Consider the following 25164-nt stretch of genomic DNA (forward strand, 5'->3'; position numbering starts at 1 on the left):
ACGTCAAACCATCCCCGCTGTGGCGCGCGTCCTACAGCGATCGTCATGAGAGGTGCTTCATGATCCGTTACATGGCCGAGCCTAGGGGGTGATCACCGAAATGGGGCGGCTCCCCGCACCCTTTTCGAAGGGATGAGTAGAAATGCGCATTTTTGGACCGACGGGATGCCGGTCCCTCCGCGAAGATGACGCATCGCTTCTTTCCAACGCTGTGTACGTCATCGAACTGGCCCTGCGCATGAGTCCTGTCCCGGTGTCTGTTCAGCGCAAGGAGCATGCAGATGCCGATGCGCTGTATGAGCAGATCCGCCAGGCCCTCGAGAACGGCCAACCGCGGCTGCTGGAGCTCACCTGCGAGAAAGTGGAAGGCAAGAAAGTAACGCTGCTGGTCAGTGAGGTTCTCGCCGTTCAGCTTTATGAGAAAGCTTCGGCAGCGGGTGGCAGCAAGCGTCCCGGCTTTTCCTTTGATTCCTGACACCTCAACCGCCGAACTGAGCGTTGAGGCCGTCAGCCACCGCTGGCCGAACGGCCAGCAGGCCCTCAACCGTTGCAACCTGGTCATTCCTGGCCCGGGCCTCTGGATGCTGGTGGGCAGCAACGGCAGCGGCAAAAGCACCCTGTTCCGCCTGATTTCAGGACTGCTCGAACCCCAGAGCGGACGCATCGCCTGCCGCAGCAAATCGGCCCTGGTGTTTCAGAACCCAGACCATCAGCTGCTGCTCCCCAGTTGCGGCAGCGATCTGCTGCTGGGCATGGACCCGGAAGGGCCCCAGCAGCACCGCCTAAGCACCGTGCGCGACCTGCTGAGCCAGCTTGGCCTCGCCCAACTGGAGAAGCGGCCGATTCACAGCCTCAGCGGCGGCCAGAAACAACGCCTGGCCATTGCCGGAGCCCTGGCTAGTGACGCCGGGCTCCTGCTGCTCGATGAGCCGACCGCGCTGCTGGACCCTGAGAGCCAAACAACGGTGCTGACCACCGTGCAACGGCTTTGCAAGGACCCCATTAAGCCGATCACGGCGCTGTGGATCACCCACAGGCTTGGGGAATTGGCCTTCGCCGATGGTGCCGCTCGCATGCAAGACGGTCGGATTGGACCATGGACCCGAGGAACAGAACTGCAACGGCGCTTGCAGGGGGGCACATTCGAGGGGTAAATTCTTCGGGTCTGATTCCTCGGTAGCTCAGCGGTAGAGCGGTCGACTGTTAATCGATTGGTCGCAGGTTCGAATCCCGCCCGGGGAGCTTTAAAGCCACAGCTCACGCTGTGGCTTTTTTATTGACGAAAAGAGGAATTTCGTGACGGGTGATTGCCCGAAGCGGAAGACTTCCTAAACAGACACGGGCGAATGACAAGCAAAAAAACCTTCAGATCGCTGCTCCTGCAATCGATCTGAGACAAGCAAGCCCTTAACAGTATCTTTGCTGAAAATCTGCAGACAGTTGAAAAGCTTGAGAGAATCCGTTCAGCGTTAATCCGTACAGACAAGCGCTCGTTATTTCTCCAGCCGAATTGCCGCCGAACCGATGAAGCCCTGCATCCTGCTAATCGAAGATGACCAGGACATGCGCGACCTGGTCAGTGGCCATTTGGAGCACAGCGGCTTCGATGTGCAGCGCGCCGACGATGGCATCAAAGGTCAGGCCCTCGCACTGCAATACACCCCGGATCTGATCCTGCTGGATCTGATGCTGCCCAAAGTGGATGGCCTCACCCTGTGTCAGCGCCTACGGCGCGACGACCGCACCGCTGGGATTCCGATCCTGATGCTCACGGCTCTCGGCGGCACCAAAGACAAGGTGAGCGGTTTCAATTCCGGAGCCGACGATTACCTGACCAAACCCTTCGATCTGGAGGAACTTCAGGTGCGGGTCAAAGCCCTGCTGCGTCGCAGTGACCGAGCTCCGGTTGGAACAAGCAACCACAACGAGATCCTCAGCTACGGGCCTCTCACCCTTGTGCCCGAGCGCTTTGAAGCGATCTGGTTTGATCAACCCGTGCGCCTCACACACCTGGAATTCGAACTGCTTCATTGCCTGTTGCAGCGTCACGGGCAGACCGTGGCCCCCTCGTTGATCCTCAAGGAAGTGTGGGGCTACGAGCCCGATGACGACATCGAGACCATTCGCGTGCACGTCAGGCACCTGCGCACCAAGCTGGAACCCGATCCCCGCAAACCACGCTTCATCAAAACGGTGTACGGAGCGGGCTATTGCCTGGAACTGCCCACCAGCGCCCAGATGGATGGCCTGGAGGACGTGGTGGCCATGGCACGCGAAGAGCGCAAACAGCAAGGTGATCGAGCCTCGGCTTGATCACCGTCATGCACCTAAGAGACGGATGGCGTGAGATCGAGCAGCGCCACCTCCCAGGCCAATCGCGGCTGAACGAACGAAAGCAGCTGGCCGCGCAGAGTGTCCAAGCGCTTGAGGCTTGAGGCGGAACTGCCGGAGCGCCAAAGCCGGTGTTGCCACCAGCCAATCAACCACAGCTGCTGCTCGCCATCGAGGGCTTCGCAGAGCTCGCGTGCCAACGCAAGTGCCTCCATGGGAGTGGCGGGAAGCGAATCGAGGCGCTGAACCAACGCCTCGGGCAGACCAGCCAGGCTGCGGCGATGGTCGATCAGGGCGCCTGGAGACCCGGCAGCCAAGGCAAGAAGTTCCGGAGCATCTTGAGAGGTTGCACCGGTGCGCTCGAGCACCTGAGCCATGGCCTCGGGGTTGAGCCGAAGGAAACGGATCAACTGACAGCGGGAGCGAATTGTGCTGAGCAACCGCTCGGGGGCTGAGGTCAACAGAATCAGCACACCATGGCCGGGTTCCTCCAGCGTTTTCAACAGGGCATTGGCCGCAGCTTCCGACATCGCCTCAGCAGCCTCAATCACAACCATCCCGCGCTTCGCCTCCACCGGCTGCCGGGCCAGACAGCGTCCGATGTCGCGGATCTGCTCCAATCGCAACTGGGGCGGAGTGCGGCGACTGAGCCCCGCCTCCTCGGCTTCGGCGCGGGTCAGCAAACGGCCCTGATGCTGATAGGTGGGTTCCACCCAGAACAGGTCGGGGTGATTGCGTTCCAGCAGGCGTCGTCGTTCCCGGGCCGAGGGCTGACCATCGGCCAGCAGTCCCTCCAGAAAACGCACCGCCGCCAACTGACGTCCCACCCCTTCAGGGCCGGCAAAGAGATAGGCCGGGGCCACACGGCCCTGGGCCAGGGCCGCCGAAAGCAGATCAACGGCGAGGGGCTGGCCGATCAGATCGCCAAACAGCGCGCTCAAGCCAGATGCTCCTGAAGCTGACGTTCCAGAGCAGCACGAACGGCGCTGGCTGACTGATCTGCAGCGACGGCGCACCAGGAGCGCTGCTGGGCCAACTCGGCAAAACCCTGTGCAACCCGCTCCAGGAATGCGGCTCCCTCGGCTTCGATGCGGTCCTCCTTGTCCCCGAGACGGCGCCGCAGGCTCTCTTGAACGGAAAGGCTCAGCCAGAGGGTGAGATCGGGCTGAAGCCCCGTGGTGGCGATCCGTTCGAGCCGCTGAATCAAGTCCCGATCCAGACCCCGTCCATAGCCCTGATAGGCGAGGGTCGATCCCGCGAAACGATCGCTGATCACCCAGTCACCGCGCTCAAGAGCAGGACGGATCAACGTTTCAACATGCTGCGCCCGATCGGCGGCGTAAAGCAGCAGTTCAGCGGTGGGAGCTGGTGCCGCCTGGTCTGCCGTGTGCAGCAGGAGTTCACGGATCGAGCGCCCCAGGGGAGTGCCTCCCGGCTCACGGGTGCAGACCACAGCAGCGCCCTTCGGCATCAGACCGCTGTTGGGCAACCACTCGACCAGATGCTGGATCTGCGTGGTCTTGCCGCAGCCGTCGATGCCCTCCAAAACAATGAAGCGACCTGTCATGGCAAGCGAAGAGCCAGGGCGTTGAGCACCACAGTGATCGAACTCAGGGCCATCAACAGCGCCGCCAACGGAGGCGACAGCAGCACTCCATGGCTGGGGAGCAGGGCACCGGCAGCCACCGGAAGAACAATCAGGTTGTAACCAAAGGCCCAGAAGAGGTTCTGCCGCACCTTCACCAGGGTGCGGCGCGCCAGGCTGAGGGCTTCGGGCAGATTGTCGAGCCGATCGCCGAGCAACACCAGGCCAGCGGAGTCCTGCGCGACCTGGGTTCCAGTGCCAATGGCAATCCCAAGATCAGCCGCGGCCAGGGCCGGCGCATCGTTGATGCCGTCGCCCACCATGGCCACCCGCTCCGCCTGCCGCAGCTGCTCGAGGCGCTGCAGCTTCTGCTCCGGCAGCATCTGCCAGCCCAGATCATTGGCGGCAAAGCCCAGCTGCTGACCCAGGCGCTGCACAGCCGCCTGCCGATCACCACTGAACACCGAAAGCGCAAGACCATGGGAGCGCAGGCGTTGCAACGCCGGGGCAACATCCGGGCGCAGCTGATCCTCGATCTGCACAAGGCCCACCAGGACAGCTCCCACAGCCACAGCCACCACCGAGCCTTCAGCGGTAGAGAGCCAGTCCTGGGCGGCGGGGGCGATGGCAACACCCTGCCCTTCCAACCAGTCGGGCTTGCCAACACGCACCCGAGCCGATGCACCGTCCACGTGGCCCTCCAGGCCCTGGCCGGAGACGCTGCGAACGTCCTCGCAGTTCAGTAGTGCGAGCTCCCGGCGCTGGGCCTCCTGCAGCAGGGCGTAGGCCAAGGGATGGCGGCTGCTTTGCTCCAGGCTGGCCGCAAGCTGCAACAAATGATCCGGGTCATCCCCGTACACATCGGTCACGAGGGGACGACCCAAGGTGAGGGTGCCGGTCTTGTCGAAGACCACATGCTCCAGACCGGCGGCGGTTTCGATCACATCACCACCGCGGAAGAGCCAGCCGCGCCGTGCTGCCAAACCGGTGGCCACCGTGATCACAGTGGGGGTCGCCAGACCCAGGGCACAGGGGCAGGCGACCACCAGCACGGCGATTGACAGTTGCAGGGCCAGACCCATCGGGGTGCTGGCTCCACTGCCCAAGCCGCCGTGATGCATCCCATGGCCATGGTCCATCCCATGGGACATCGCATGGGTCATGGGCAGCCCAGGTGCAGACGCCTGCAGAACCTCAGGCCAGTGCTGGGCACCGAACAACCACCAGAACAGAAACGTGGCGAGGGCCAAGCCGATCACGCCGTAACAGAAACGGCCTGCTACACGATCGGCCAGGCCCTGGATGGGAGCCCGACGGGCCTGGGCCTGCTCCACCAGACGAATGATCCGGGCCAGGGCGGTTTCGGCACCGACACGGGTTACCTTCAGCACCAGGGTTGACTCCAGATTGAGGCTGCCGGAGGACAACTCCGTGCCGGGCTCCGCCTGCAGTGGCAGGGGCTCACCGGTGAGGCTGGACACATCAACGGCCGAGGCCCCCTCAAGCACCACCCCATCCACCGGAATGCGGTCACCGGCCAGCAACTGCACGGTTTCACCGGGCCTGAGAGCGCCAACGCGCACCTCACGAATCGCCCCGTCGCTCAACAGCAGGCGCGCCGTGTCCGGCTGGAGCTCAGCCAACTGCTGCAGGGCCTGACCGGTCCGGAAACGGGCCCGTTCCTCGAGGAAACGTCCCAGCAGGACGAACCCCAGCAACATCACTGGCTCATTGAAAAAGCAGGGCCAACCCACCTGGGGCCAAACCAAGGCCACCAGGCTGGCCACATAGGCACTGCTCACCCCTAGGCCCACGAGGGAATCCATGCTGGGGGCCCCTGCGCGAGCGGCCGCAACACCACCCACCAGGATCGGACGGCCCGGCCCCAGCAGAGCCACCGTTGCAAGCGTGGCGTGAAAAGGCAGGCTGCCGATCATGGGAAGCGACAGGTGACCGGCCTCGCTGAGATGCCCCAGCACCGACAGCAACAGCAGCACCAGGGCCACCATCAGCTGTCGCCATTGCTGCCACCAGCCTGGCAGCGCCTGCCCGGCAGCCATCGCTCCGATCGGGGCATCCAGGGAACGCTCCTTGGCCGGAAAGCCCCTGTCTGCAAGGGCTTTCAAGACACCATCCACATCACTCTCACCGGCGGTGAGATCAAGCCAGGCCGAGCGGCTGACCAGATTTACATCGGCGCGCTGAACACCGGGCTGATCCAGCAAAGTGGTTTCCACAGCGCGGACGCAACCGCCGCATTTCATCCCTTCCACATCCAGGACGACGGTCTGAACCGAAGGGCTCACAGGTGTTTACGCAACAGGGATCTTTACGAGCAGGCTAGGTCGGGCTCCGGTCCCGTCAGGATGGGGGTCCGTCCGCCGGAGCGCCGTGCCCCGCAGCAACCGCAACGACAACTTCATTGACAAGAGCTTCACGGTGATGGCGGACCTGATCGTCAAGCTATTGCCGATCAATGCCCGCTCCAAGGAGGCCTACGTCTATTACCGGGATGGCCTCTCCGCCCAGAACGATGGCGACTATGCCGAAGCGCTGGAGAACTACGAGGAGGCCCTGAAGCTTGAGGAGAACTCCACCGACCGGAGCGAAACCCTCAAGAACATGGCCATCATCTACATGTCCAACGGCGAGGAGGAGCGGGCGATCGAGACCTACCGCAAGGCACTCGAGGAAAACCCGAACCAGCCCTCCTGCCTGAAGAACATGGGGCTGATCTACGAGAAGTGGGGCCGCATCGCTGAGGAAGGCGGTGAGCAGGACGCAGCGGATCGCTGGTTTGACCAGGCCGCTGACGTCTGGACCCAGGCCGTGCGCCTCAATCCCGGCGGTTATCTCGATATCGAGAACTGGCTGAAGTCCACGGGCCGCAGCAACGTCGACGTTTACTTCTGAATCAGTCCTGGTCGGGCTGCACTGCATCACCGAGCGCCAGCACTAGGGCCTCGGTGACGCTGTCGGCCTCCAGAAGAGCGAGATCCAAACCCGAAGCCAGATCGCCCAGGCCACTGCCCCGGGGGACGACGGCCCGCTGGAAGCCCAGCCGGGCCGCTTCCTGCAGCCGAAGCTCCAGCTGACCCACAGGGCGCAACTGCCCCCCCAAACCAAGCTCGCCGATCAAGACCGTGCCCGCAGGCAGGGTGAGATCTCTGAAGCTGGCCACCACCGCTGCAGCGACCCCCAGATCCGCCGCAGGCTCCTCCACCTCCAGGCCACCGGCCACGGCCAGATAGCAGTCAAAGCGGGAGAGCGGCAGTCCCATGTGCTTCTCCAGCACCGCGAGGATCTGGTGCAAACGGTTGGTGCCGATCCCTGTCGCCGTGCGTCGCGGACTGGCATAGCTGGTGACGTTCACCAAGGCCTGCAGATCCACCACCAACGAGCGGGTGCCCTCACAGGCCACGATCGTGGCGACACCGGAGGCGCGGGCATCGCTGAGGAACAGCTCACTGGGGTTGCCCACCTCGGCCAGACCACCGCTTTGCATCTCAAACAAACCCAACTCATGGGTGGCACCGAAGCGGTTCTTGACGGCCCGCAGCAGGCGATGACTGGCGAAGCGGTCTCCCTCGAAGGTGAGCACCGCATCCACAAGGTGTTCCAACACCTTCGGGCCGGCCAACATGCCTTCTTTGGTGACGTGGCCCACCAACAACAACGAGATGTTCTGGCGTTTCGCCAGCCGTTGCAGGGCAGCCGCACATTCACGCACCTGGCCGACGGACCCCGGCGCACTGGTGAGGTTGGCGTCATGCAACGCCTGAATGCTGTCGATGATCGCCACAGCGGGGCGAAGGGCCTCCAGCTCCTCCAGCACCAGTTCCAGATCGGTTTCGGCCAGCAACTGCAGCTCCGATGCCCCCCCGGCAAGCCGCTGCCAGCGCAGCTTCACCTGCTGCGCTGATTCCTCAGCACTCACATAGAGCACGGATGCACCGGCCGCCATGGCCGAGGCGCTCTGCAGCAGCAATGTGCTCTTGCCGATGCCCGGATCACCTCCCACCAGCACCAGCGAACCGGGAACCAGGCCACCACCCAGAACGCGGTCAAATTCCGCCGACCCGGTCGCCAGCCGCTGCAGCGGCTGATCCTCCAGCGAGGCCATGGCCGTGGAGCGTCGCGGGGCAGCGGCCTGCTCCGGATCTGGAGCACTGCGGCGGCGACGGCCATCGTCGGCGGGCTGGGATTGCTCCACCAGCGAATTCCAGCTGCCGCACTCCGGGCAACGGCCGAAAAACTGTCGGGCACGGGCTCCACAGACCTGACAGATGAAAACAGCGGTGGATTTGGGCACTGCGAACTGTGAAGAAAGTTGCCGTTGAATGAACAGACCGGGGGGCTGCCCTTTTATTTGTGGCGAGAAGTGACTAACGCCTCGGTGCCCATGACGGCCACGGCTCCCACCAAGGAAACGATCCTCGTGGTCGACGACGAGGCATCAATCCGACGGATCCTGGAAACCCGTCTATCCATGATCGGATACAACGTCGTAACCGCCTGCGACGGCACCGAAGCCCTGGAATTGTTCCCCACCTGCACGCCCGATCTGGTGGTGCTGGACGTGATGATGCCAAAGCTGGACGGCTATGGCGTCTGCCAGGAGCTGCGCAAGGAATCCGACGTTCCCATCGTGATGCTGACGGCCCTCGGCGACGTGGCTGACCGCATCACCGGGCTTGAGCTCGGTGCCGATGACTATGTGGTGAAGCCCTTCAGCCCGAAGGAGCTGGAAGCCCGCATCCGCTGCGTGCTGCGCCGGGTCGAGAAGGAGCAGGTGGCGGGCATTCCCAACTCCGGCGTCATCCAGGTCAGCGACCTGCGCATCGACACCAACAAACGCCAGGTCTTCCGCGGCGATGAACGCATCCGCCTAACGGGGATGGAATTCAGCCTGTTGGAACTGCTGGTGAGCCGTTCCGGCGAGCCGTTCAACCGCGGCGAAATCCTCAAAGAGGTGTGGGGATACACCCCGGAGCGCCATGTGGACACCCGGGTGGTTGATGTTCATATCTCCCGTCTGCGCTCCAAATTGGAGGATGATCCTGCCAATCCCGAGTTGATCCTCACAGCTCGGGGCACCGGCTACCTGTTCCAGCGCATCGTCGATTCCGTTGCCTCCGAAGGACCCTGATCCCACCCCGGCCCCTCAGCCGCGGCATAAAACAAACCGTCCTCGGGCGATCCGTCGCCTGGTGATTTGGTATCGGCGCAATGCCGCCGTCACAACCATCGTTGATGGCGCTGCCAGCTCAGCAACGGCCGCGGGTTCGATGGCCGGCAACGTGGCCGAAACCGTTGTCTCCGGAGCAGGCACGGTGGCCAGCAGCGTGCTCCAACCGCTGGGGTTTGATCCCCTGCGCTGGCTGCAGGGTGGCACCGATGCCGATGAGATCGACGATGCAGAGCGCCTCTGGGTGGCCGTCGATGGCATGGGCGGTGACCATGCGCCGGGGCCGATCCTGGAGGGATGCCTGGACGCCATTGACCGGCTGCCGCTGAAGATCCGCTTCGTGGGGGAGATCGACAGGGTGATGGCTGACGCCACCAGCCTCGGGCTACGCGAAGCCTTGGAGAGTGCGCGTGCGGCAGGACATCTGGACCTGGTGGCCAGCGGGCCCTCCATCGGCATGGATGACGAAGCCACGGCGGTGCGGCGCAAACGGGACGCCAGCATCAATGTGGCTATGGACCTCGTGAAGAAAGGCGAGGCCGAGGCGGTGTACTCCGCCGGCAATTCCGGGGCGGTGATGGCCTCGGCGATTTTTCGGCTGGGACGGCTGAAGGGCATCGACCGCCCCGCCATCGGTGCTCTGTTCCCCACCAAGGATCCAGGCAAGCCGGTGTTGGTGCTCGATGTGGGCGCCAACATGGACTGCAAGCCCACCTACTTGCACCAGTTCGCCCTGCTGGGGAACATCTACAGCCGGGATGTGCTGCAGGTGAAACGGCCACGCATCGGCCTGCTGAACATTGGCGAGGAGGAGTGCAAGGGGAACGATCTCTCCTTGAGGACCCACGAATTGCTGCGGGACGAATCCAGGCTCCACTTCGCCGGCAACTGCGAAGGCCGGGATGTGCTTTCGGGCGACTTCGATGTGGTGGTCTGCGATGGATTCACCGGCAATGTGCTGCTGAAGTTCCTGGAGTCCGTCGGCAGTGTTCTGCTGGGGGTGCTGCGGGCGGAGTTGCCCCGAGGGCGTCGCGGCAAGGTGGGATCAGCGTTTCTGCGCAGCAACCTGAAGCGCATCAAGAAGCGGCTCGACCATGCCGAACACGGTGGTGCCCTGCTTCTGGGCGTGAACGGCATTTCCGTGATCGGCCACGGCAGCAGCAAGGCCCTCTCGGTGGTCAGTGCCCTGCGCATTGCCCACTCCGCAGCCAGCCATGGGGTGATGGAGGATCTCGCCACGCTGCAACAGGGTTGTGATTGACTGACGCGACGTCAATCAACCTCCGTCTTGGTCGAGCCGCTCAGCACAACCAGGGGGGTGTTGTTCCGAGGGTCTGGCAGCGCGACGCCCAGCCGCTCGATCAGCAACGCAGAGCTGGGCCAGCGGGTTGAGACGAGTGACGAATGGATCCGCAGTCGCACAGGCATTGCCGCGCGACGGGTGATCAACAGCGACGAATCCCTGGCGGAACTGAGCGGGTTGGCGGCAAAACGGGCCTTGGAGATGGCCGGTTGGTCGGCCGACAGCCTCGATCTCATCCTGTTGGCCACCTCCACCCCAGACGACCTGTTCGGCTCGGCTCCACGGCTGCAGGCGCGCCTCGGCGCCACCCATGCCGCGGCCTTTGATGTCACCGCTGCCTGCAGCGGCTTTCTCTTCGCCGTTGTGACCGCCGCCCAGTATCTGCGCAGCGGGGCGATGCGCCGCATCCTCGTGGTGGGAGCCGATCAACTCAGCCGCTGGGTGAACTGGGACGATCGCCGCTCCTGCGTTCTCTTCGGTGACGCGGCCGGTGCCGTGGTGCTGGAGGCCTCAGAGAACGGCCAGGACGATCTCGACGGATTTCTGTTGCGCTCCGATGGCAGCCGCGGCGAGGTACTCCAGCTGCCCCAGGTGAACCAGCGCCAGCCCCTGGTGGGGGATGCCAGCCATCAGTGCGGCGGCTTCGACCCCATCCAGATGAACGGGCAGGAGGTCTACAAATTCGCGGTGCGCGAGGTGCCGGCGATTCTCGAAAAGCTGCTTTCACAGGGTGGTGTCGCCGCAGATTGCCTGGATTGGCTGCTGCTGCATCAAGCCAACCAGCGCATCCTTGATGCCGTGGCGGATCGCTTCTCGGTGCCCTCCGAAAAAGTGCTCAGCAACCTGGCCCACTACGGCAACACCTCGGCAGCCACCATTCCCCTGATGCTGGATGAAGCCGTGCGCGATGGACGCATCCAACCCGGCCACCGCATCGCCAGCAGTGGATTCGGAGCGGGTTTGAGCTGGGGTGCAGCCCTCTTCCGCTGGAGCGGGCCCGCCTAGTCTCCGGCACGGTCTGCAGAACACAGCAATGGCGATCGCCTGGGTCTTTCCCGGTCAGGGCTCTCAAAAAGTGGGCATGGCAGAAGCGCTGCTCAGCATCGAAGGCAGCCGCGAGCGTTTCGCCATGGCCTCAGAGCTGCTGGGGCGCGATCTGCTGGCGATCTGCCAGGGGGAAAGCGGCGGTGGTGATGGCCTGGATGACCTCAACGACACCCGCAACACCCAGCCCGCCCTGTTCGTGATCGAATCGGTGCTGGCCGACAACCTTCAACAGCAGGGCCGCAAGCCTGCGCTGGTGGCCGGCCACAGCCTGGGCGAGCTGGTTGCTCTGTACAGCGCAGGGGTGTTTGGGCTGGAGACCGGTCTGCAGCTGATGAAAACCCGCTCAGAACTGATGGCGAACGCCGGGGGCGGCGCCATGACGGCCGTGATCGGCTTCGATCGCGCTCAGCTGGACGATCTGGTGGCCGCCACGGACGGCGTCAGCATCGCCAACGACAACAGCGATGCGCAGGTGGTGATCTCTGGCGCTCCAGAGGCCGTGGAAAGCGTGAGTGGAGCCCTGAAATGCAAGCGCGCCATCCCCCTGGCCGTCTCCGGAGCCTTCCACTCTCCGTTCATGGCGGAGGCTGCTGAACGCTTCGCCGCCGAGCTGGACAACGTGCCCTTCCTGGATGCCCGCGTTCCGGTGCTCAGCAACAGCGCCGCCAGCGCCAGCACCAGTGCGGACGAGCTCAAACAGCGCCTGAAGCAGCAGATGACCACCGGTGTGCGCTGGCGCGAAACCATGGCAGCGATGACCGACAGCGGTGTGGACACCCTGGTGGAAATCGGTCCGGGCAACGTGCTCAGCGGCCTGGCCAAACGCAGCATGAGCGGGGTCACCACCGCCCAGATCTCCGGGGCTGGAGACCTCGGACAGTGAGTCAGTCCAGCCTCGTCCGCACCCCCAAGCCGAGCCTCACCTACCGGCTGGTCAGCAGCCTGCTGGTGTTCCCGGTCTTCCGCTTGCTGTTCCGCGGATCGACCTCCGGCAACAACCGAGTGCCCATGCAAGGGCCCCTTGTGGTGGTAGCCAACCATGGTTCGCACCTGGACCCGCCCTTGCTGGGCCATGCCCTGGGGCGCCCCGTGGCCTTCATGGCCAAGGCGGAACTGTTCAGCATCCCGCTCCTGGGGCGCTTGATCCGGGCCTGTGGTGCTTACCCCGTGCGGAGAGGTGCCAGCGATCGCGAAGCGATCCGCACCGCAACGGCTCGACTCGAAGAGGGTTGGGCAACGGGAGTGTTTCTGGACGGCACCCGACAGAACGACGGCCGGATCAACAACCCACTCCCCGGAGCGGCCCTGCTGGCGGCTCGCACGGGAGCCCCGCTGCTGCCGGTGGCCATCTGCAACAGCCACCGCGCCTTGGGCAGCGGGCGCAGCTGGCCGCGCCTTGTGCCGATTCAGCTGCGCATCGGCGACCCCATCCCAGCCCCGGCCAGTCGCCGCAGGCCTGATCTGGATGCCACCACCGCTCTGCTGCAGGAACGCATCAACGCTCTGCTGGATCAGGGTCCGCAGCATCCCTGAGATCGCGACCGGTCATCACCCACGCCACCGCACGAAGCCAATCACTCCATTGCTTGAGGCGTCCCTCCTGGGTGCAGTCCTCGCGGCAGGCCACGGGAACTCCGGTGAGCTGAATTCCGCGGCTGCCGGCCACCACCTGGCCCACCGCCATGGAGCGGGGCAGGTGGTCTTCGCTGGTCACCAGCAGCACGTGGCGAACACCATCCGCCTGCAGCTCATCCACCACAGACGTGAAATTGCTGAGGGTGTCACGGGCCCGGTAATCCAGGGTGACGCGGTCGGGATTGAAGCGCTCCTCACTGAGCATCCATTCGGCGTACTCACGGTTGCTGCCGCCGCTCACCAGCAGGGGTAGGTCGAGCTGACGCGCCAACCGGGCACCCATTCGTTCCCTATCCACATCACCCCCGAGCACCAGCACCAGCTGGGGCGGGCTGCGATCCAACAGAGCCCGCCGATAGGGCGACAGCGGGCCGGGCCCCAACAGCCAGGCCATCAAACCAGCACCCAGCAGCAGCCCTGTACGCACGCCCGCCATCAGACCTGTCCAACAGGTGAGGTGGGGTAGATCGGCAGCACCTCAGCCCAGGGCATCGCAGCCCCGGCGGCATGGCTGCGCTGCAACAGCTGCAGGAGCCGCGCCACATCTGCTTCCACATCCAGCTGCACCTCAACAGCGGGCTTGGGTGATGCCCCCTGAGGCAGCAAGGTCGGCAGGCTGAGTTCGTGAACCTGCCCGGCCGTGATCCGGTACTGACCACCCACCACTCCCCGGCGCGGCAACTCCTGGGTGATCCAGAACGGTTCCCCCTGCATGGATTGGGGCAGTTGCCGCTCCAGGCGTGGGGCCATCAGGGCATAGCTGCTCACCCCAAGCAGGGGGCAATCCAGCTGTTGCGCCAGGGTGCGGGCCATCACCACCGTGAGGCGGGTGCCGGTGAAGCCGCCGGGTCCCGTCGCGACGGCAAGGCCCTGCAACTGGGGCCAACGCTCGGGCGGGAGGAGCCCCTGAACCCGCGAAATCAAGCTGTTGGAGAGGCCCCGGCCATCCGGATGAGCCTGCACCAAAGGCTCTGCCCCAGGCTGCTGAGGATCCAGCAGCGCCATGCCAAAGCAATCGGAACAGCTGTGCAAGGCGAGCAGTAGCGGTGGAGCCGTCATCGGGGCAGCTCCTGTCCAGGACGGCAACGCTGCCACCGGCCTGGATCCGCCTTGAAGCTGGCGCAGGAGCGCACATCCCACTCAATCCCGGCCTGGCCATCGGGAAGATCCATCACCGACACGTGGATACGGGGCGCGTCTGGCTCAAAATCCGGGGCCTGGGCTAGATGCGGAACACCATGCTGACGCTCAACTGCGTGATAGGCCTGACAACGGTCGACCCAGCTGCAATCCACGCAGATGCACATGCCTCCCGAGGCCGTTCACTCCACCCATTCTGATGGCCCAAGGCTCCGGCAACGCATTGCTTGACCAGCTGCGCGAGCGACTGGCTCCAGCCCAGTGGCCTCTCCCCCTGGCACGGCTTCCGGAGGGCACGGCGCTGGTGGGTGGCGCCGTGCGGGATGGCTTGCTGGACCGTCTCCAGGAGCAGCCGGATCTTGACCTTGTGGTCCCAGCGGATGCCATCGCTCTGACCAAGGCCCTGGCCCAGGAGCTCCATGGCACTTGTGTGGTGCTCGACGCGGAACGGAGCATTGCTCGGCTGGTGCTTGGGGGCTGGACGGTCGACATCGCCCGACAGGACGGAGACCGCATCGAAGACGACCTCTGGCGGCGCGACTACCGGCTCAATGCCATCGCCGTGTCGCTCCAGCCCTGGGGAGAGCTGTGGGACCCCACAGGGGGACTGAGCGACCTCCAGCAGGGCTACCTGACCGCCGTCTCGGAAGCCAACCTCATCGACGACCCTCTGCGGTTGCTGCGGGGATTGCGGCTGATGGCGGAAATCCCTCTCACCATCTCCAGCCAGACCATGGCGTGGATTGAGCGCCACGCCGCACGGCTTCCGGAAGCGGCACCGGAGCGAATCCTGGCGGAGCTGCAGCGCCTGGTGCGGGGCGAACACGCTGACGCCGCGATGGCAGCCCTCACAAGCCTGCCGTTGCTGCATCCCTGGGCGGCCGGAGGGCAACCTCCCACGCCCGGCAACATCGATGGCCTGACCAGCGAGGAAGCCGCAGAAGCAGTGCCCTTGGCTCGACTGACGGCCCTGGTGAGCGATGAGGGTCTCAGCCAACTCCGCGCCAGTCGCGCCCTTCGCCAGCGCTGCAAACGGCTGCGGAGCTGGCAGCAACGCACCGGCCAGGCACCGGACGCGCTACTCGAGAGCGATCGACTGCAATTGCATGAGGAGCTCGAGGGGGATCTCCCCGCCCTGGCCCTGCAACTGCCCATGCCCGAAAAAGAAATCTGGCTGCGTCGATGGCGCAACGCCGAGGACCCTCTGTTCCACCCCAGAACCCCGGTCGACGGCAATGGCCTGCTGACGGCCCTGGAAGTCGAACCCGGCCCCCGTCTCGGACGCCTGCTGCATCATCTGAAGCTTGAACATGCCTTTGGACGCATCCAGACCCCAAGCGAGGCACTGAAGGAGGCCCAACATTTCTTGACCCGTGAAAGCGAGGCTCTGTGATTAACTTTCCTGGTGTCAATGATGACGGTCAGACACCGACAGATCGCATTTCCTTTCCTTCATGAGCATCCGCCTGTACATCGGCAACCTGCCGCAGACCTTTGAAGAACAGGAGCTGGTGGCTCTGCTCAAGTCGGTGGGAGAAGGGATTCGGTTCAAGTCGGTTCTCGACCGCGAAACCGGTGCATGCCGCGGTTTCGGCTGCGCCAACGTGGACGATCCGAAACTGGCCGACGCCGTGATCGAAGCTCTCAACGGCAAGGAGTTCGGTGGCAGTGCCCTACGCGTCGAGCGCTCCGAGCGTCGCGACAACAATGCTGGCGGCAACCGTCGTGGAGCACCCAATGCAGCCGGCCAGCCTCAAGTTGCCCGCAAGGCTGTGAACAAGGTGGTCCACAGCGATGCGAAGAGCGAAGGCGCCCCTGACCCCCGCTGGGCCGGCGAACTGTCCAAGCTCAAGGATCTGCTGGCCAACCAGAAGACGGCGGTTTGATCCGTCGCTGATCTGATCAAGGGAAAAAGAAGATCAACTCCACCCCTGCCGGTCATCCCGGCAGGGGTTTTTAGCGTGACTGAGCCAACAGGAATGAACGGGGCAGATCAAGCAGCTTGTTGACCTTGGCCACATAGGCACGGTGATTGAACACGTCGTAATCGACCCGTTCAATTTCATCCAGGATGCCGCGGTACAACCGCAACGACGTCCACACTGGCCAGCGCGCATCGGCGGACAGCCAACGGACTCCGGCTTCGGAGCGGGCAAACCAATCGCGAGCCCGCTCCAGCTGGAAGCGCATCAACGCACGCCAGGCGTTATTAAGGGTTCCGGCCATCAGCTCCTCCTCGGAATAACCGAACCGCTCGAGATCTTCCTGGGGCAGATAGATACGACCACGGCCCCGGTCTTCCCCCACATCCCGAAGGATATTGGTGAGTTGGTTGGCGATCCCCAGGGCGACGGCAGCATCGGAGGTGTCCGGACAGTCGCTCCAGGGAGCTGAGGTGTAGGCCTGGTCGACGCCCATCACCCCCTGGGTCATCAGGCCAACGGTGCCTGCCACGCGATAGCAGTAGAGCTTGAGATCTTCAAAGCGGGGGTAGCGGGTCCAGGTGAGGTCCATCCGCTGGCCCTCAATCATGTCGAGGAAAGGCTGAATGCCCTGGGGGAAGCGCTCCAGGGTGTCGACCATCACCGCATCCAGGTCGTCCTCCACCCGACCATCAAACAGAGCACGGGTCTTCTCTTCCCAACGGTCGAGCCGCTCTGCAAGCTCCTCCACCGGACGCGCCTGGGCCTCAGGGCTGTCCATCAACTCATCCGTGCGCCGGCACCACACATAGATCGCCCAAATGGCACGCCGCTTCTCTGGAGGGAGAAGCAAGGTGCCGATATAGAACGTCTTGGCCCACTCGGCGGTCTCCCGACGGCAGGCCTCAAAGGCTGCGTCGAGATCCGGGGAGGCGAGGGGCATGGCTCAGGCCGTCACAGGCTCACTGGAAGAGGTCGATGATGCCAGCTGACCTGTCTTGCGGTCCACTGCGCCGGCGCAGAGCTTGCCGCTGAGAACAGCACCCTCCATCGAGGCGAGATAGCGCTGCATCGTGTAATCGCCCGCGAGGAAGAAGTTCTTGATCGGGGTGGTTTGATCCGGACGCAGCTCCTGGCAACCGGGGGTCGTTTTGTAGACGGACAAGGGCGTCTTCACGACCTTGTATTTGCGCAGGGTGGCGGGGTTGTCGCCACTGAAGTGCATCGGGAACAGCTTCTTGAGCTCACCTATGGTGGCCTCGATGATCTCCTCATCGGGACGGCCGATCCAGTCTTTGGCAGGAGCAAAAACCAGCTCAAGCATCGACTTGTCGGGGTCTTCGTACTCCTTGCAGGTGATGCTCATATCGGCATACACGCTGAGCAGGGGGGAGCGGCTGAACAGCAGATGGTCAATGTCAGTGAGCTTGCGATCGAACCAGAGGTGCAGGTTGATCACAGGGACACCCCGGAGACCATCCAGCTTCTGGAACACCTCCATCTGCTTCCAGGGCTCAGGCAGCAGCAGCTTGAAGGGATCCACCGGCAAGGCACTGACGTAGGCATCAGCGGTGAGGTCGAAGCTCTCCTTGCCCTTCACGCCACCGATATGGAAAGCCGCCACCGAACCATCGGCATTGAGCTTGATCTCACGCAGGGGGCTGTCAAGGTGCACTTCACCACCCAGTGATTCGATGTGCTCGACCACCGGCTGGCAGAGGCGCTCCGGCGGTGCACCATCCAGGAACGCCATCTTGGAGCCGTTTTTCTCCTGCAGGAAGCGGTTCAGGGCCGTGAGCACCACGGTGGCGGAGATCTCATCGGGATCGATGAAATTCAGCGCCTTGCTCATCGCCAAGAACACTTCATCGTTCACCCGTTCGGGAATGTTGTGGACCCGCAGCCACTCCGTCCAGGAGTATTTGTCGCACTCCTCGACATACCCCTGACCCCGGAGCATCGCGGGGACCAGTCCCAGGCCGAAGCTGATCTTCTCCGGCCAGGTGAGCATGTCGTTGTTGCCCAGAATCGCCGCCACACCGTTCACCGGTGCCGGCAGGTCGGGGAAATCAAAGCGGCTGTAGGTGCCTGGTTCGTCCTGCTGGTTGAAGATCATCGAATGGCTCTTCCACTGCAGCCGGTCTTCGATGTTCAGCTCCTTGAACAACTGCAGCATGTTCGGGTAAGCCCCGAAGAAGATGTGCAGGCCGGTTTCATACCAATCGCCGTCCTCGTCCTTCCAGGCCGCCACCTTGCCGCCGAGAACATCCCTGGCTTCCACAACGATGGGGGTGTGGCCGGCATCCGCCAGATATTTGGCACAGGAGAGTCCAGCAAGACCAGCTCCGGCAATAGCGACGCGCATGCGGCCGTCTCGAAAGTGAAACCAACCTTAAAAGGGCTTGACCCCCGTTCGCTTCTTAAAGTCGTGTCAGCTTTCCCGTGGGCGCGTCTTGGCTGACACCCTTCTCAAGTGCACCACCCGCCACGTGCGCCTGTTCACAGCAGCGCTTCAAGAGGAGGATCTGGTTCCTTCGGATGACCAACTGACCTTGGATCTGGATCCCGACAACGAATTTCTCTGGGATGCCGCCAGCCTCGCCAAGGTGCAGGGACGCTTCAAGGAACTGGTTGATGCCGCAGCCGGTGGCGAACTGAGTGACTACACCCTGCGCCGCATTGGTACAGACCTGGAGGGATTCATCCGGCAACTGCTCCAGGCCGGAGAACTCAGCTACAACCCGGATGGCCGCGTGCAGAACTTCTCCATGGGCCTGCCCCGTACCCCAGAACTGTTGTGACCGGCTCGCGCTACGACCGCGGCAGCCGCCGACCGCGTGATGGCCGCTACGACCGCGGTGAGCGGGATCGTTACGACGCTCCTCCCCGTGGCGGATACGGCCGTCCTCCCGGCCCCCCACCAGGTGGAGGAGGTGGCCAGGGCGGCTTTCAATTCAGCACCCTCACCGTGGCCGTCTTGGCAGGAGTTCTCGTGGTGGGAATCGGCATCGGCAGCGCTGTCACCAGCACCACCACGGGCGACCAGGGAAACATCGCCAGCTCCCAGCAACTGGACATGGCCGTTCCCGACCCGGAGTTCTGCCGCCAGTGGGGGGCGAGCGCCTTCGTCATGGACATCGAGATGTACACGACGCTCAACCCCTCCAGCAGCTTTGTGACCCAGCCAACCCTGCAACCGGGTTGTGTGATCCGTCGGGAGAACTGGTCGGTGCTGCGCAAGGAGGGGGCCATCACCGCCGAGCAGGAGCGTGAGTGCAAACAGCGGATGAACACTTTTGCCTACATCGGCTCCGTTCGGGACAAGCCCGTGGTGCGCTGCGTCTACCAAACCGATATAAGTGAGAACAAATTCCTCACCCGAGGCGTGGCAGATGACGCTGTGGGCGTGACACCCGAGGCCGATCAGTTCTGAACCAGTTGCTCCCCGATCGCTTCAGGCACGACCTTCGCTGCCTGACGAATTGGGCTGTCAGCGCTGGCAAAGACGGGCAGAACGTCATTGCGGAAGGCCACCGAGGCGCGTGAGCAGTAGCGGGCGGGATGGGTGATCAACTTGAGCTGGCGCCGCACCTGCAGATCAGCCACCTGGGGCCGATGAATCGTTCCCGACGATAACTCCCGCTCGATCGACACCACGGGAACAAAGGCGGCGCCCAGGCCCGCCTGAACGGCGTTCTTGATGGCTTCCAGCGAATTCAGCTCCATGTCGATGCGCAGGCGCTGCACATCCAGGCCGGAGCGCGCCAGAAGCTGGTCGACCATCTTCCGGGTGGTGGATTGCGCATCGAGGCAGACGAAGCCCAGGCGATACAGGTCTTCCTTGGTGAGTTCAGCCAGTCGGGCCAAGGGGTGCTTCACCGGCAGCACCAGCGCCAGCTCATCACTGGCGTAGGGCACCACCTGCAGCAGTTCATTGAGTTCCGCCGGCAATTCACCACCGATGATCGCCAGGTCGATCTGACCGTTGGCCACACTCCAGCCCGTGCGTCTGGTGCTGTGGACCTGGAGCTGCACGGACACGTCCGGATATTTCTGGCGGAACAGGCCGATCATCCGGGGCATCAAGTAGGTGCCGGTGGTCTGGCTTGCCCCCACGATCAGGGATCCACCTTTGAGGTTGTGGAGATCATCCAGGGCCCGACAGGCTTCGTGGCACTGGCTCAGGATCCGGTCGCAGTAACTCAGCAGCAGATGGCCAGCCTCAGTGAGCTGCGCCTTGCGCCCGCCGCGATCAAACAACGAAACCTCCAGCTGCTTCTCCAGGTTCTGGATCTGAAGGCTGACGGCGGGCTGGGTGACGTAAAGACTGTCGGCGGCTTTCTTGAAGCTGCCCTCACTAACAATCGCGCGAAGGATCCGCAGCTGGTCGAGGGTGAACGGCAGATCGGCCACCGCGGAACACCCGGAGGAACACCAGAAATTTAGGACCGCCACGTCCGACAGCCAGAATCACGCCCTTCCAACGCAGCCGCCATGGCCTCCACCCACCACAGCAGCGTCGTGATGCTGGTGCTGCTGATCCTGTTTGCCGTGATTCACAGCGGTGGTGCTGCCCTGCGCAGCCGGGCTGAGGCCGTGATCGGAGCACGGGCCTGGCGCCTGATCTTCGCGGCAGCCAGCATTCCCTCGGCCGTGGTGGTGATCGGATGGTTCCTGGCCCATCGCTACGACGGGATGCGGCTGTGGAATCTCCAGGGCGTACCTGGGGTGATTCCGCTCGTGTGGATCGGAACCGCCATCAGTTTTCTCTTCCTCTATCCAGCCACCTACAACCTGCTGGAGATCCCGGCGGTGCTGAAACCGCAGGTGCGTCTTTACGCCACGGGGATCATCCGCATCAGCCGCCATCCCCAGGCCATCGGGCAAATCCTCTGGTGCCTCACCCACGCCCTCTGGATCGGCAGCAGCTTCATGCTGGTGACCTGCGTGGGCTTGATCGGCCATCACCTCTTCGCCGTCTGGCATGGCGACCGGCGCCTGAAGGCCCGCTTCGGCGAAGCCTTTGACGAGCTCAAGGCCAGCACCTCGATCGTGCCTTTCGCAGCGGTGCTGGATGGACGCCAGCAGTTGCAGTGGCAGGAATTCGTTCGACCGGCACAACTGGGCATCGCCATCGCCGTCGGCGTGTTCTGGTGGGCCCATCGCTTCATTCCGACGGCTGCTGAGTTGATGCGCAATTCAGCACTCCAGAACCTGCTGGGCTGAGCTGCCTACACTCGCTTCAACCTCCTTTATGCGGATGCCCTCGGCCGAGGAACTCGCCTGGCTCATTCCGGTTCTGCCCCTGCTCGGCGCAGTGCTAACCGGGTTGGGATTGATCAGCTTCAACCGCACGATCAATCGGTTGCGCAAACCCGTTGCGCTGCTTTTGATCTCCTGCGTTGGCGCAGCTGCGGCCCTCAGCTACAGCATCCTGTTCAACCAGCTCAATGGGGCGCCACCGGTCGAGCATCTGTTCGTCTGGGCCAGTGCTGGCAGCTTCGTTCTGCCGATGGGCTACGTGGTGGATCCGCTTGGTGCGGTGATGCTGGCGCTGGTCACCACCATCGCCCTGCTGGTGCTGGTGTATTCCCACGGCTACATGGCCCATGACAAGGGCTATGTGCGCTTTTTCACGTACTTGGCGCTGTTCAGCAGCTCCATGCTGGGTCTGATCATCAGCCCCAATCTTCTGGAGATCTACGTCTTCTGGGAGCTGGTGGGCATGTGCTCCTACCTGCTGGTGGGCTTCTGGTACGACCGCGACGGTGCCGCCCACGCCGCTCAGAAGGCTTTCGTGGTGAACCGGGTTGGTGACTTCGGCCTGCTGCTGGGCATCCTTGGCCTGTTCTGGGCCACCGGGAGCTTCGATTTCCAGGGAATCGCCGATGGTCTGCAGAACGGCCTGGCCGCCGGAACGGTGGCCCCATGGGCAGCGCTGCTGCTCTGCCTGCTGGTGTTCATGGGTCCGATGGCCAAGTCGGCCCAGTTCCCCCTCCACGTCTGGTTGCCCGATGCCATGGAGGGCCCGACGCCGATTTCAGCACTGATTCACGCCGCAACGATGGTGGCAGCAGGGGTGTTCCTGGTGGCCCGCCTCGATCCCCTCTACGCCCAGTTCCCCGTCGTTCAAACCGTGATCGCCGTCGTTGGCACGATCACCTGCTTCCTGGGGGCTTCCATTGCCCTCACCCAGATGGACCTCAAGAAGGGTCTGGCCTACAGCACCGTCTCCCAGCTCGGCTACATGATGTTGGCGATGGGTTGCGGTGCCCCGGTCGCCGGCATCTTCCACCTGGTGACTCATGCCTTCTTCAAGGCGATGTTGTTCCTGGGATCAGGCTCCGTCATCCACGCCATGGAAGAGGTGGTGGGCCACGAGCCCGTTCTTGCCCAGGACATGCGCCTGATGGGCGGCCTGCGCACAAAGATGCCCGTCACCTCGATCACCTTCTTCATCGGCTGCATCGCCATCAGTGGCATTCCGCCCCTGGCCGGCTTCTGGAGCAAGGACGAAATTCTTGGCCAGGCCTTCAACAGCTACCCGCTGCTCTGGGTGGTGGGCTTCCTGACGGCGGGGATGACGGCCTTCTACATGTTCCGCCTCTATTTCCTCACCTTTGAAGGTGAGTTCCGCGGCAATGACACCGCCATGCAGGCCCAGCTGCTGACCGCAGCCGGCAAGGATCCCGCAGAGCACCACGCCCATGGCGGCAGCGTGCATGAGTCGGCCTGGCCCATGGCAGCACCCTTGGCGGTGCTGGCGGTGCCATCGGTGCTGATTGGCCTCTTGGGCACCCCCTGGAACAGCCGCTTTGCGGGCCTTCTCAATCCGGAAGAAGCCCTCGAGATGGCCGAACAGTTCAGCTGGGGAGAGTTTCTCCCCCTGGCGGGCGCCTCCGTTGCCATCTCCGTTGCCGGCATCAGCCTGGCTGTTCTGGCCTATGCCCTGCGTCGGATTGATCTGGGGCAGCTGGTGGCCGGCCGCTTCCCGGCGGTGAATGCCTTCCTCGCCAACAAGTGGTACCTCGATGTGGTGAACGAGAAGCTGTTCGTTCGCGGCAGCCGCAAACTGGCGCGGGAGGTGCTCGAAGTTGACGCCAAAGTGGTGGATGGCGTGGTCAACCTCACCGGCCTGCTCACCCTCGGCAGCGGCGAAGGTCTCAAATATCTCGAGACCGGACGGGCCCAGTTCTATGCCCTGATTGTGTTTGCCGGCGTGATCGGCCTGGTGGTGCTGTTCGGCGTGATCGGAGGGCCGATCGCATAAAGCTCATCGTCCATGTGTGTCATCGCCTATCGAGGTGATGACACAGCGGCCATGATTTCTACGATCGACCCAGTGAGTGTCGGATCAGCGTGGTCGAATTCGCAGTCGCCGGACTCAGCGATCCGGTGCAGGCCACCGTTCCATGGCTGAGCCTGTCGATCCTGGTGCCGATTGTGGGTGCCCTGCTGGTTCCGCTGGTTCCAGACAAAGGCGAGGGCAAACAGGTGCGCTGGTACGCCCTGATCGTGACGCTGATCACCTTCCTGATCACCGTTGCGGCCTACCTCACCGGCTATGACCCCAGCCTGAGTGGTCTGCAGCTTTCAGAACGGGTGAGCTGGCTGCCGGATCTTGGCCTCACCTGGGCGGTGGGAGCCGACGGGCTCTCAATGCCGTTGATCCTGCTCACCAGCTTCATCACCAGCCTGGCCTGCCTAGCGGCATGGCCGGTGAGTTTCAAACCGCGGCTGTTTTATTTCCTGCTGCTGGCCATGGATGGTGGCCAGATCGCGGTCTTCGCCGTGCAGGACATGCTGCTGTTCTTCCTGGCCTGGGAGCTGGAACTGATTCCTGTGTATCTGCTACTGGCCATCTGGGGCGGCAAGAAACGCCAGTACGCCGCAACCAAATTCATCCTCTACACCGCCGGCAGCTCCCTGTTCATCCTGTTGGCCGCCCTGGCCATGGGCTTCTTCGGCGGCGGCACCCCCAGTTTTGAGTACACCGCTCTCGCAGCCAAAGACTTCGGCACGGGCTTTCAACTGCTCTGCTACGCCGGGCTGTTGATCGCCTTCGGCGTGAAGCTGCCGATCGTGCCCCTGCACACCTGGCTGCCGGATGCCCATGGCGAAGCAACGGCACCGGTGCACATGCTGTTGGCCGGCATCCTGCTGAAGATGGGCGGCTATGCCCTGCTGCGCTTCAACTGTGAACTGCTGCCAGCGGCCCACTCTCAGTTCGCCCCACTGCTGATCGTGCTGGGGGTGGTGAACATCATTTACGCCGCCCTCACCTCCTTCGCCCAGCGCAACCTCAAGCGAAAGATCGCCTACAGCTCAATCAGCCACATGGGCTTCGTGCTGATCGGCGTGGGCAGCTTCAGTGCCCTGGGCACCAGTGGCGCCATGCTGCAGATGATCAGCCACGGCTTGATTGGCGCCAGCCTGTTCTTCCTCGTGGGTGCCACCTACGACCGCACCCACACGCTTCAGCTGGATGAGATGGGAGGCATCGGCCAGAAAATGCGCATCATGTTCGCGCTCTGGACGGTGTGTGCCCTCGCCTCCCTGGCCCTGCCCGGCATGAGCGGGTTCGTGAGCGAACTGATGGTGTTCGCTGGTTTCGCCACGGATGAGGCCTACACCCTGCCCTTCCGCGTGGTGATCTGCGGGCTGGCCGCCGTCGGCGTGATCCTCACACCGATCTATCTGCTCTCGATGCTTCGCGAGATCTTCTTCGGCAAGGAAAAAGAGGAGCTGGTGTCCCACACCAACCTGGTGGATGCGGAGCCGCGCGAGGTGTACATCATCGGCTGCCTGCTGGTGCCGATCATCGGAATCGGGCTGTACCCCAAACTGATGACCGACAGCTACCGCAGCTCGATTGAAGCCCTGGTGAACCGAAACCTGGGTGCGATGGAACAAGTGATCTCACCAACGGCCCCCCTGATTCGAGGTCAGGCGCCCGTTCCAGCAGTCATCCAGGCCCCCGCCGTGGGCGCGTCATAAATCACGTATCGATTCC

General features: G+C 63.5%; 26 protein-coding genes and 1 tRNA gene. 17 read left to right on the top strand and 10 right to left on the bottom strand.

Going from position 1 to position 25164, the window contains the following annotated elements:
• Nucleotides 1-211: 211 nt before the first annotated feature.
• From DXY04_RS02410 to DXY04_RS02425, 4 genes are all read left to right on the top strand, one after another.
• On the top strand, nucleotides 212-475 hold the full coding sequence (locus DXY04_RS02410; RefSeq protein ID WP_115160846.1) for a hypothetical protein: 264 nt from the start codon (nucleotides 212-214) through the stop codon (nucleotides 473-475).
• Nucleotides 417-1154, top strand: a complete 738-nt coding sequence (locus DXY04_RS02415; RefSeq protein WP_371634512.1) for an ABC transporter ATP-binding protein — start codon at nucleotides 417-419, stop codon at nucleotides 1152-1154. The genes DXY04_RS02410 and DXY04_RS02415 overlap by 59 nt, the downstream gene beginning before the upstream one ends.
• Before the next feature lie 16 nt (nucleotides 1155-1170).
• Nucleotides 1171-1242, top strand: a tRNA-Asn gene (locus DXY04_RS02420).
• Nucleotides 1243-1524: 282 nt separating this feature from the next.
• Entirely contained in the window at nucleotides 1525-2313 is a 789-nt protein-coding gene (locus tag DXY04_RS02425; RefSeq protein WP_115131221.1) for a response regulator transcription factor, read from the top strand.
• 14 nt (nucleotides 2314-2327) lie between these two features.
• Here the strand turns inward: DXY04_RS02425 and holB are convergent, their stop codons facing one another.
• From holB to DXY04_RS02440, 3 genes are read right to left on the bottom strand one after another with little or no spacing between them, the layout of a single operon-like run.
• Complete coding sequence (holB, locus tag DXY04_RS02430; protein ID WP_115160848.1) at nucleotides 2328-3272, bottom strand: DNA polymerase III subunit delta'; 945 nt, start codon at nucleotides 3270-3272, stop codon at nucleotides 2328-2330.
• The gene (tmk, locus tag DXY04_RS02435) at nucleotides 3269-3898 is read right to left on the bottom strand and encodes a dTMP kinase (protein WP_115160849.1); all 630 of its coding nucleotides are present in this window, start codon (nucleotides 3896-3898) and stop codon (nucleotides 3269-3271) included. Before tmk ends, holB begins: the two co-directional genes overlap by 4 nt.
• On the bottom strand, nucleotides 3895-6222 hold the full coding sequence (locus tag DXY04_RS02440; protein WP_115160850.1) for a cation-translocating P-type ATPase: 2328 nt from the start codon (nucleotides 6220-6222) through the stop codon (nucleotides 3895-3897). The genes tmk and DXY04_RS02440 overlap by 4 nt, the downstream gene beginning before the upstream one ends.
• Before the next feature lie 85 nt (nucleotides 6223-6307).
• On the opposite strand from DXY04_RS02440, the gene DXY04_RS02445 reads away from it, so the two are divergent.
• Nucleotides 6308-6829, top strand: a complete 522-nt coding sequence (locus DXY04_RS02445) for a photosystem I assembly protein Ycf3 (RefSeq protein ID WP_006849793.1) — start codon at nucleotides 6308-6310, stop codon at nucleotides 6827-6829.
• A gap of 1 nt (nucleotide 6830) precedes the next feature.
• Here DXY04_RS02445 and radA read toward each other — a convergent pair whose 3' ends face one another.
• A complete protein-coding gene (gene radA / locus DXY04_RS02450) occupies nucleotides 6831-8228 on the bottom strand; it encodes a DNA repair protein RadA (RefSeq protein ID WP_006851231.1) in 1398 nt (465 codons plus the stop codon).
• 90 nt (nucleotides 8229-8318) lie between these two features.
• On the opposite strand from radA, the gene rpaB reads away from it, so the two are divergent.
• The 5 genes from rpaB to DXY04_RS02475 are packed head-to-tail and all read left to right on the top strand — an operon-like array spanning nucleotide 8319 to nucleotide 12987.
• Nucleotides 8319-9065 carry a response regulator transcription factor RpaB gene (gene rpaB, locus DXY04_RS02455; RefSeq protein ID WP_025362545.1) on the top strand — a complete coding sequence of 249 codons (747 nt, stop codon included), beginning with the start codon at nucleotides 8319-8321 and terminating at the stop codon, nucleotides 9063-9065.
• Nucleotides 9046-10365 (top strand): phosphate acyltransferase PlsX, encoded by a 1320-nt coding sequence (gene plsX / locus DXY04_RS02460; protein WP_115160851.1) that lies wholly within the window; start codon nucleotides 9046-9048, stop codon nucleotides 10363-10365. The genes rpaB and plsX overlap by 20 nt, the downstream gene beginning before the upstream one ends.
• A 57-nt stretch (nucleotides 10366-10422) precedes the next feature.
• The gene (locus DXY04_RS02465) at nucleotides 10423-11412 is read left to right on the top strand and encodes a beta-ketoacyl-ACP synthase III (RefSeq protein WP_244278577.1); all 990 of its coding nucleotides are present in this window, start codon (nucleotides 10423-10425) and stop codon (nucleotides 11410-11412) included.
• Between the two features lie 28 nt (nucleotides 11413-11440).
• Nucleotides 11441-12337, top strand: coding sequence for an ACP S-malonyltransferase (gene fabD, locus DXY04_RS02470; protein ID WP_115160853.1), 897 nt, complete (start codon nucleotides 11441-11443; stop codon nucleotides 12335-12337).
• Nucleotides 12334-12987 (top strand): 1-acyl-sn-glycerol-3-phosphate acyltransferase, encoded by a 654-nt coding sequence (locus DXY04_RS02475; protein WP_115081170.1) that lies wholly within the window; start codon nucleotides 12334-12336, stop codon nucleotides 12985-12987. Before fabD ends, DXY04_RS02475 begins: the two co-directional genes overlap by 4 nt.
• On the opposite strand, the gene DXY04_RS02480 is transcribed toward DXY04_RS02475, so the two are convergent.
• The 3 genes from DXY04_RS02480 to DXY04_RS02490 are packed head-to-tail and all read right to left on the bottom strand — an operon-like array spanning nucleotide 12950 to nucleotide 14396.
• Complete coding sequence (locus DXY04_RS02480; RefSeq protein WP_115081171.1) at nucleotides 12950-13525, bottom strand: YdcF family protein; 576 nt, start codon at nucleotides 13523-13525, stop codon at nucleotides 12950-12952. The two genes, DXY04_RS02475 and DXY04_RS02480, sit on opposite strands and share 38 nt — an antisense overlap.
• Nucleotides 13525-14148, bottom strand: a complete 624-nt coding sequence (gene tsaB, locus DXY04_RS02485) for a tRNA (adenosine(37)-N6)-threonylcarbamoyltransferase complex dimerization subunit type 1 TsaB (protein ID WP_115160854.1) — start codon at nucleotides 14146-14148, stop codon at nucleotides 13525-13527. The genes DXY04_RS02480 and tsaB overlap by 1 nt, the downstream gene beginning before the upstream one ends.
• Nucleotides 14145-14396 (bottom strand): Ycf34 family protein, encoded by a 252-nt coding sequence (locus DXY04_RS02490; protein ID WP_115160855.1) that lies wholly within the window; start codon nucleotides 14394-14396, stop codon nucleotides 14145-14147. Before DXY04_RS02490 ends, tsaB begins: the two co-directional genes overlap by 4 nt.
• 32 nt (nucleotides 14397-14428) lie before the next feature.
• Between DXY04_RS02490 and DXY04_RS02495 the strand changes: the two genes are divergently transcribed.
• Together DXY04_RS02495 and DXY04_RS02500 are read left to right on the top strand one after the other, a co-directional pair.
• Nucleotides 14429-15622: a CCA tRNA nucleotidyltransferase gene (locus tag DXY04_RS02495; RefSeq protein ID WP_115160856.1), complete on the top strand. Its 1194-nt coding sequence runs from the start codon at nucleotides 14429-14431 to the stop codon at nucleotides 15620-15622.
• 61 nt (nucleotides 15623-15683) lie between these two features.
• On the top strand, nucleotides 15684-16115 hold the full coding sequence (locus DXY04_RS02500; RefSeq protein WP_115160857.1) for an RNA-binding protein: 432 nt from the start codon (nucleotides 15684-15686) through the stop codon (nucleotides 16113-16115).
• 70 nt (nucleotides 16116-16185) lie between these two features.
• On the opposite strand, the gene DXY04_RS02505 is transcribed toward DXY04_RS02500, so the two are convergent.
• Nucleotides 16186-17094 (bottom strand): phytoene synthase, encoded by a 909-nt coding sequence (locus tag DXY04_RS02505; RefSeq protein ID WP_115160858.1) that lies wholly within the window; start codon nucleotides 17092-17094, stop codon nucleotides 16186-16188.
• 3 nt (nucleotides 17095-17097) lie between these two features.
• The gene (pds, locus tag DXY04_RS02510; protein ID WP_115160859.1) at nucleotides 17098-18516 is read right to left on the bottom strand and encodes a 15-cis-phytoene desaturase; all 1419 of its coding nucleotides are present in this window, start codon (nucleotides 18514-18516) and stop codon (nucleotides 17098-17100) included.
• 88 nt (nucleotides 18517-18604) lie between these two features.
• Between pds and DXY04_RS02515 the strand changes: the two genes are divergently transcribed.
• Both DXY04_RS02515 and DXY04_RS02520 read left to right on the top strand, forming a co-directional pair.
• A complete protein-coding gene (locus tag DXY04_RS02515; protein WP_025362552.1) occupies nucleotides 18605-18952 on the top strand; it encodes an NAD(P)H-quinone oxidoreductase subunit M in 348 nt (115 codons plus the stop codon).
• Nucleotides 18949-19584 carry a DUF3172 domain-containing protein gene (locus DXY04_RS02520; protein WP_115160860.1) on the top strand — a complete coding sequence of 212 codons (636 nt, stop codon included), beginning with the start codon at nucleotides 18949-18951 and terminating at the stop codon, nucleotides 19582-19584. The genes DXY04_RS02515 and DXY04_RS02520 overlap by 4 nt, the downstream gene beginning before the upstream one ends.
• Here the strand turns inward: DXY04_RS02520 and DXY04_RS02525 are convergent.
• Entirely contained in the window at nucleotides 19575-20564 is a 990-nt protein-coding gene (locus tag DXY04_RS02525; RefSeq protein WP_115160861.1) for a LysR family transcriptional regulator, read from the bottom strand. The two genes, DXY04_RS02520 and DXY04_RS02525, sit on opposite strands and share 10 nt — an antisense overlap.
• 81 nt (nucleotides 20565-20645) lie before the next feature.
• Here DXY04_RS02525 and DXY04_RS02530 point away from each other — a divergent pair, with 81 nt between their 5' ends.
• From DXY04_RS02530 to DXY04_RS02540, 3 genes are all read left to right on the top strand, one after another.
• Entirely contained in the window at nucleotides 20646-21377 is a 732-nt protein-coding gene (locus tag DXY04_RS02530; protein ID WP_115160862.1) for an NnrU family protein, read from the top strand.
• A gap of 34 nt (nucleotides 21378-21411) precedes the next feature.
• Nucleotides 21412-23421 (top strand): NAD(P)H-quinone oxidoreductase subunit 5, encoded by a 2010-nt coding sequence (locus DXY04_RS02535; RefSeq protein WP_115161245.1) that lies wholly within the window; start codon nucleotides 21412-21414, stop codon nucleotides 23419-23421.
• 89 nt (nucleotides 23422-23510) lie between these two features.
• On the top strand, nucleotides 23511-25148 hold the full coding sequence (locus DXY04_RS02540) for an NAD(P)H-quinone oxidoreductase subunit 4 (RefSeq protein ID WP_115160863.1): 1638 nt from the start codon (nucleotides 23511-23513) through the stop codon (nucleotides 25146-25148).
• Nucleotides 25149-25164: the final 16 nt, after the last annotated feature.

The sequence above is a fragment of the Synechococcus sp. UW86 genome, assembly GCF_900474085.1.
Taxonomy (GTDB): Bacteria; Cyanobacteriota; Cyanobacteriia; order PCC-6307; family Cyanobiaceae; genus Parasynechococcus.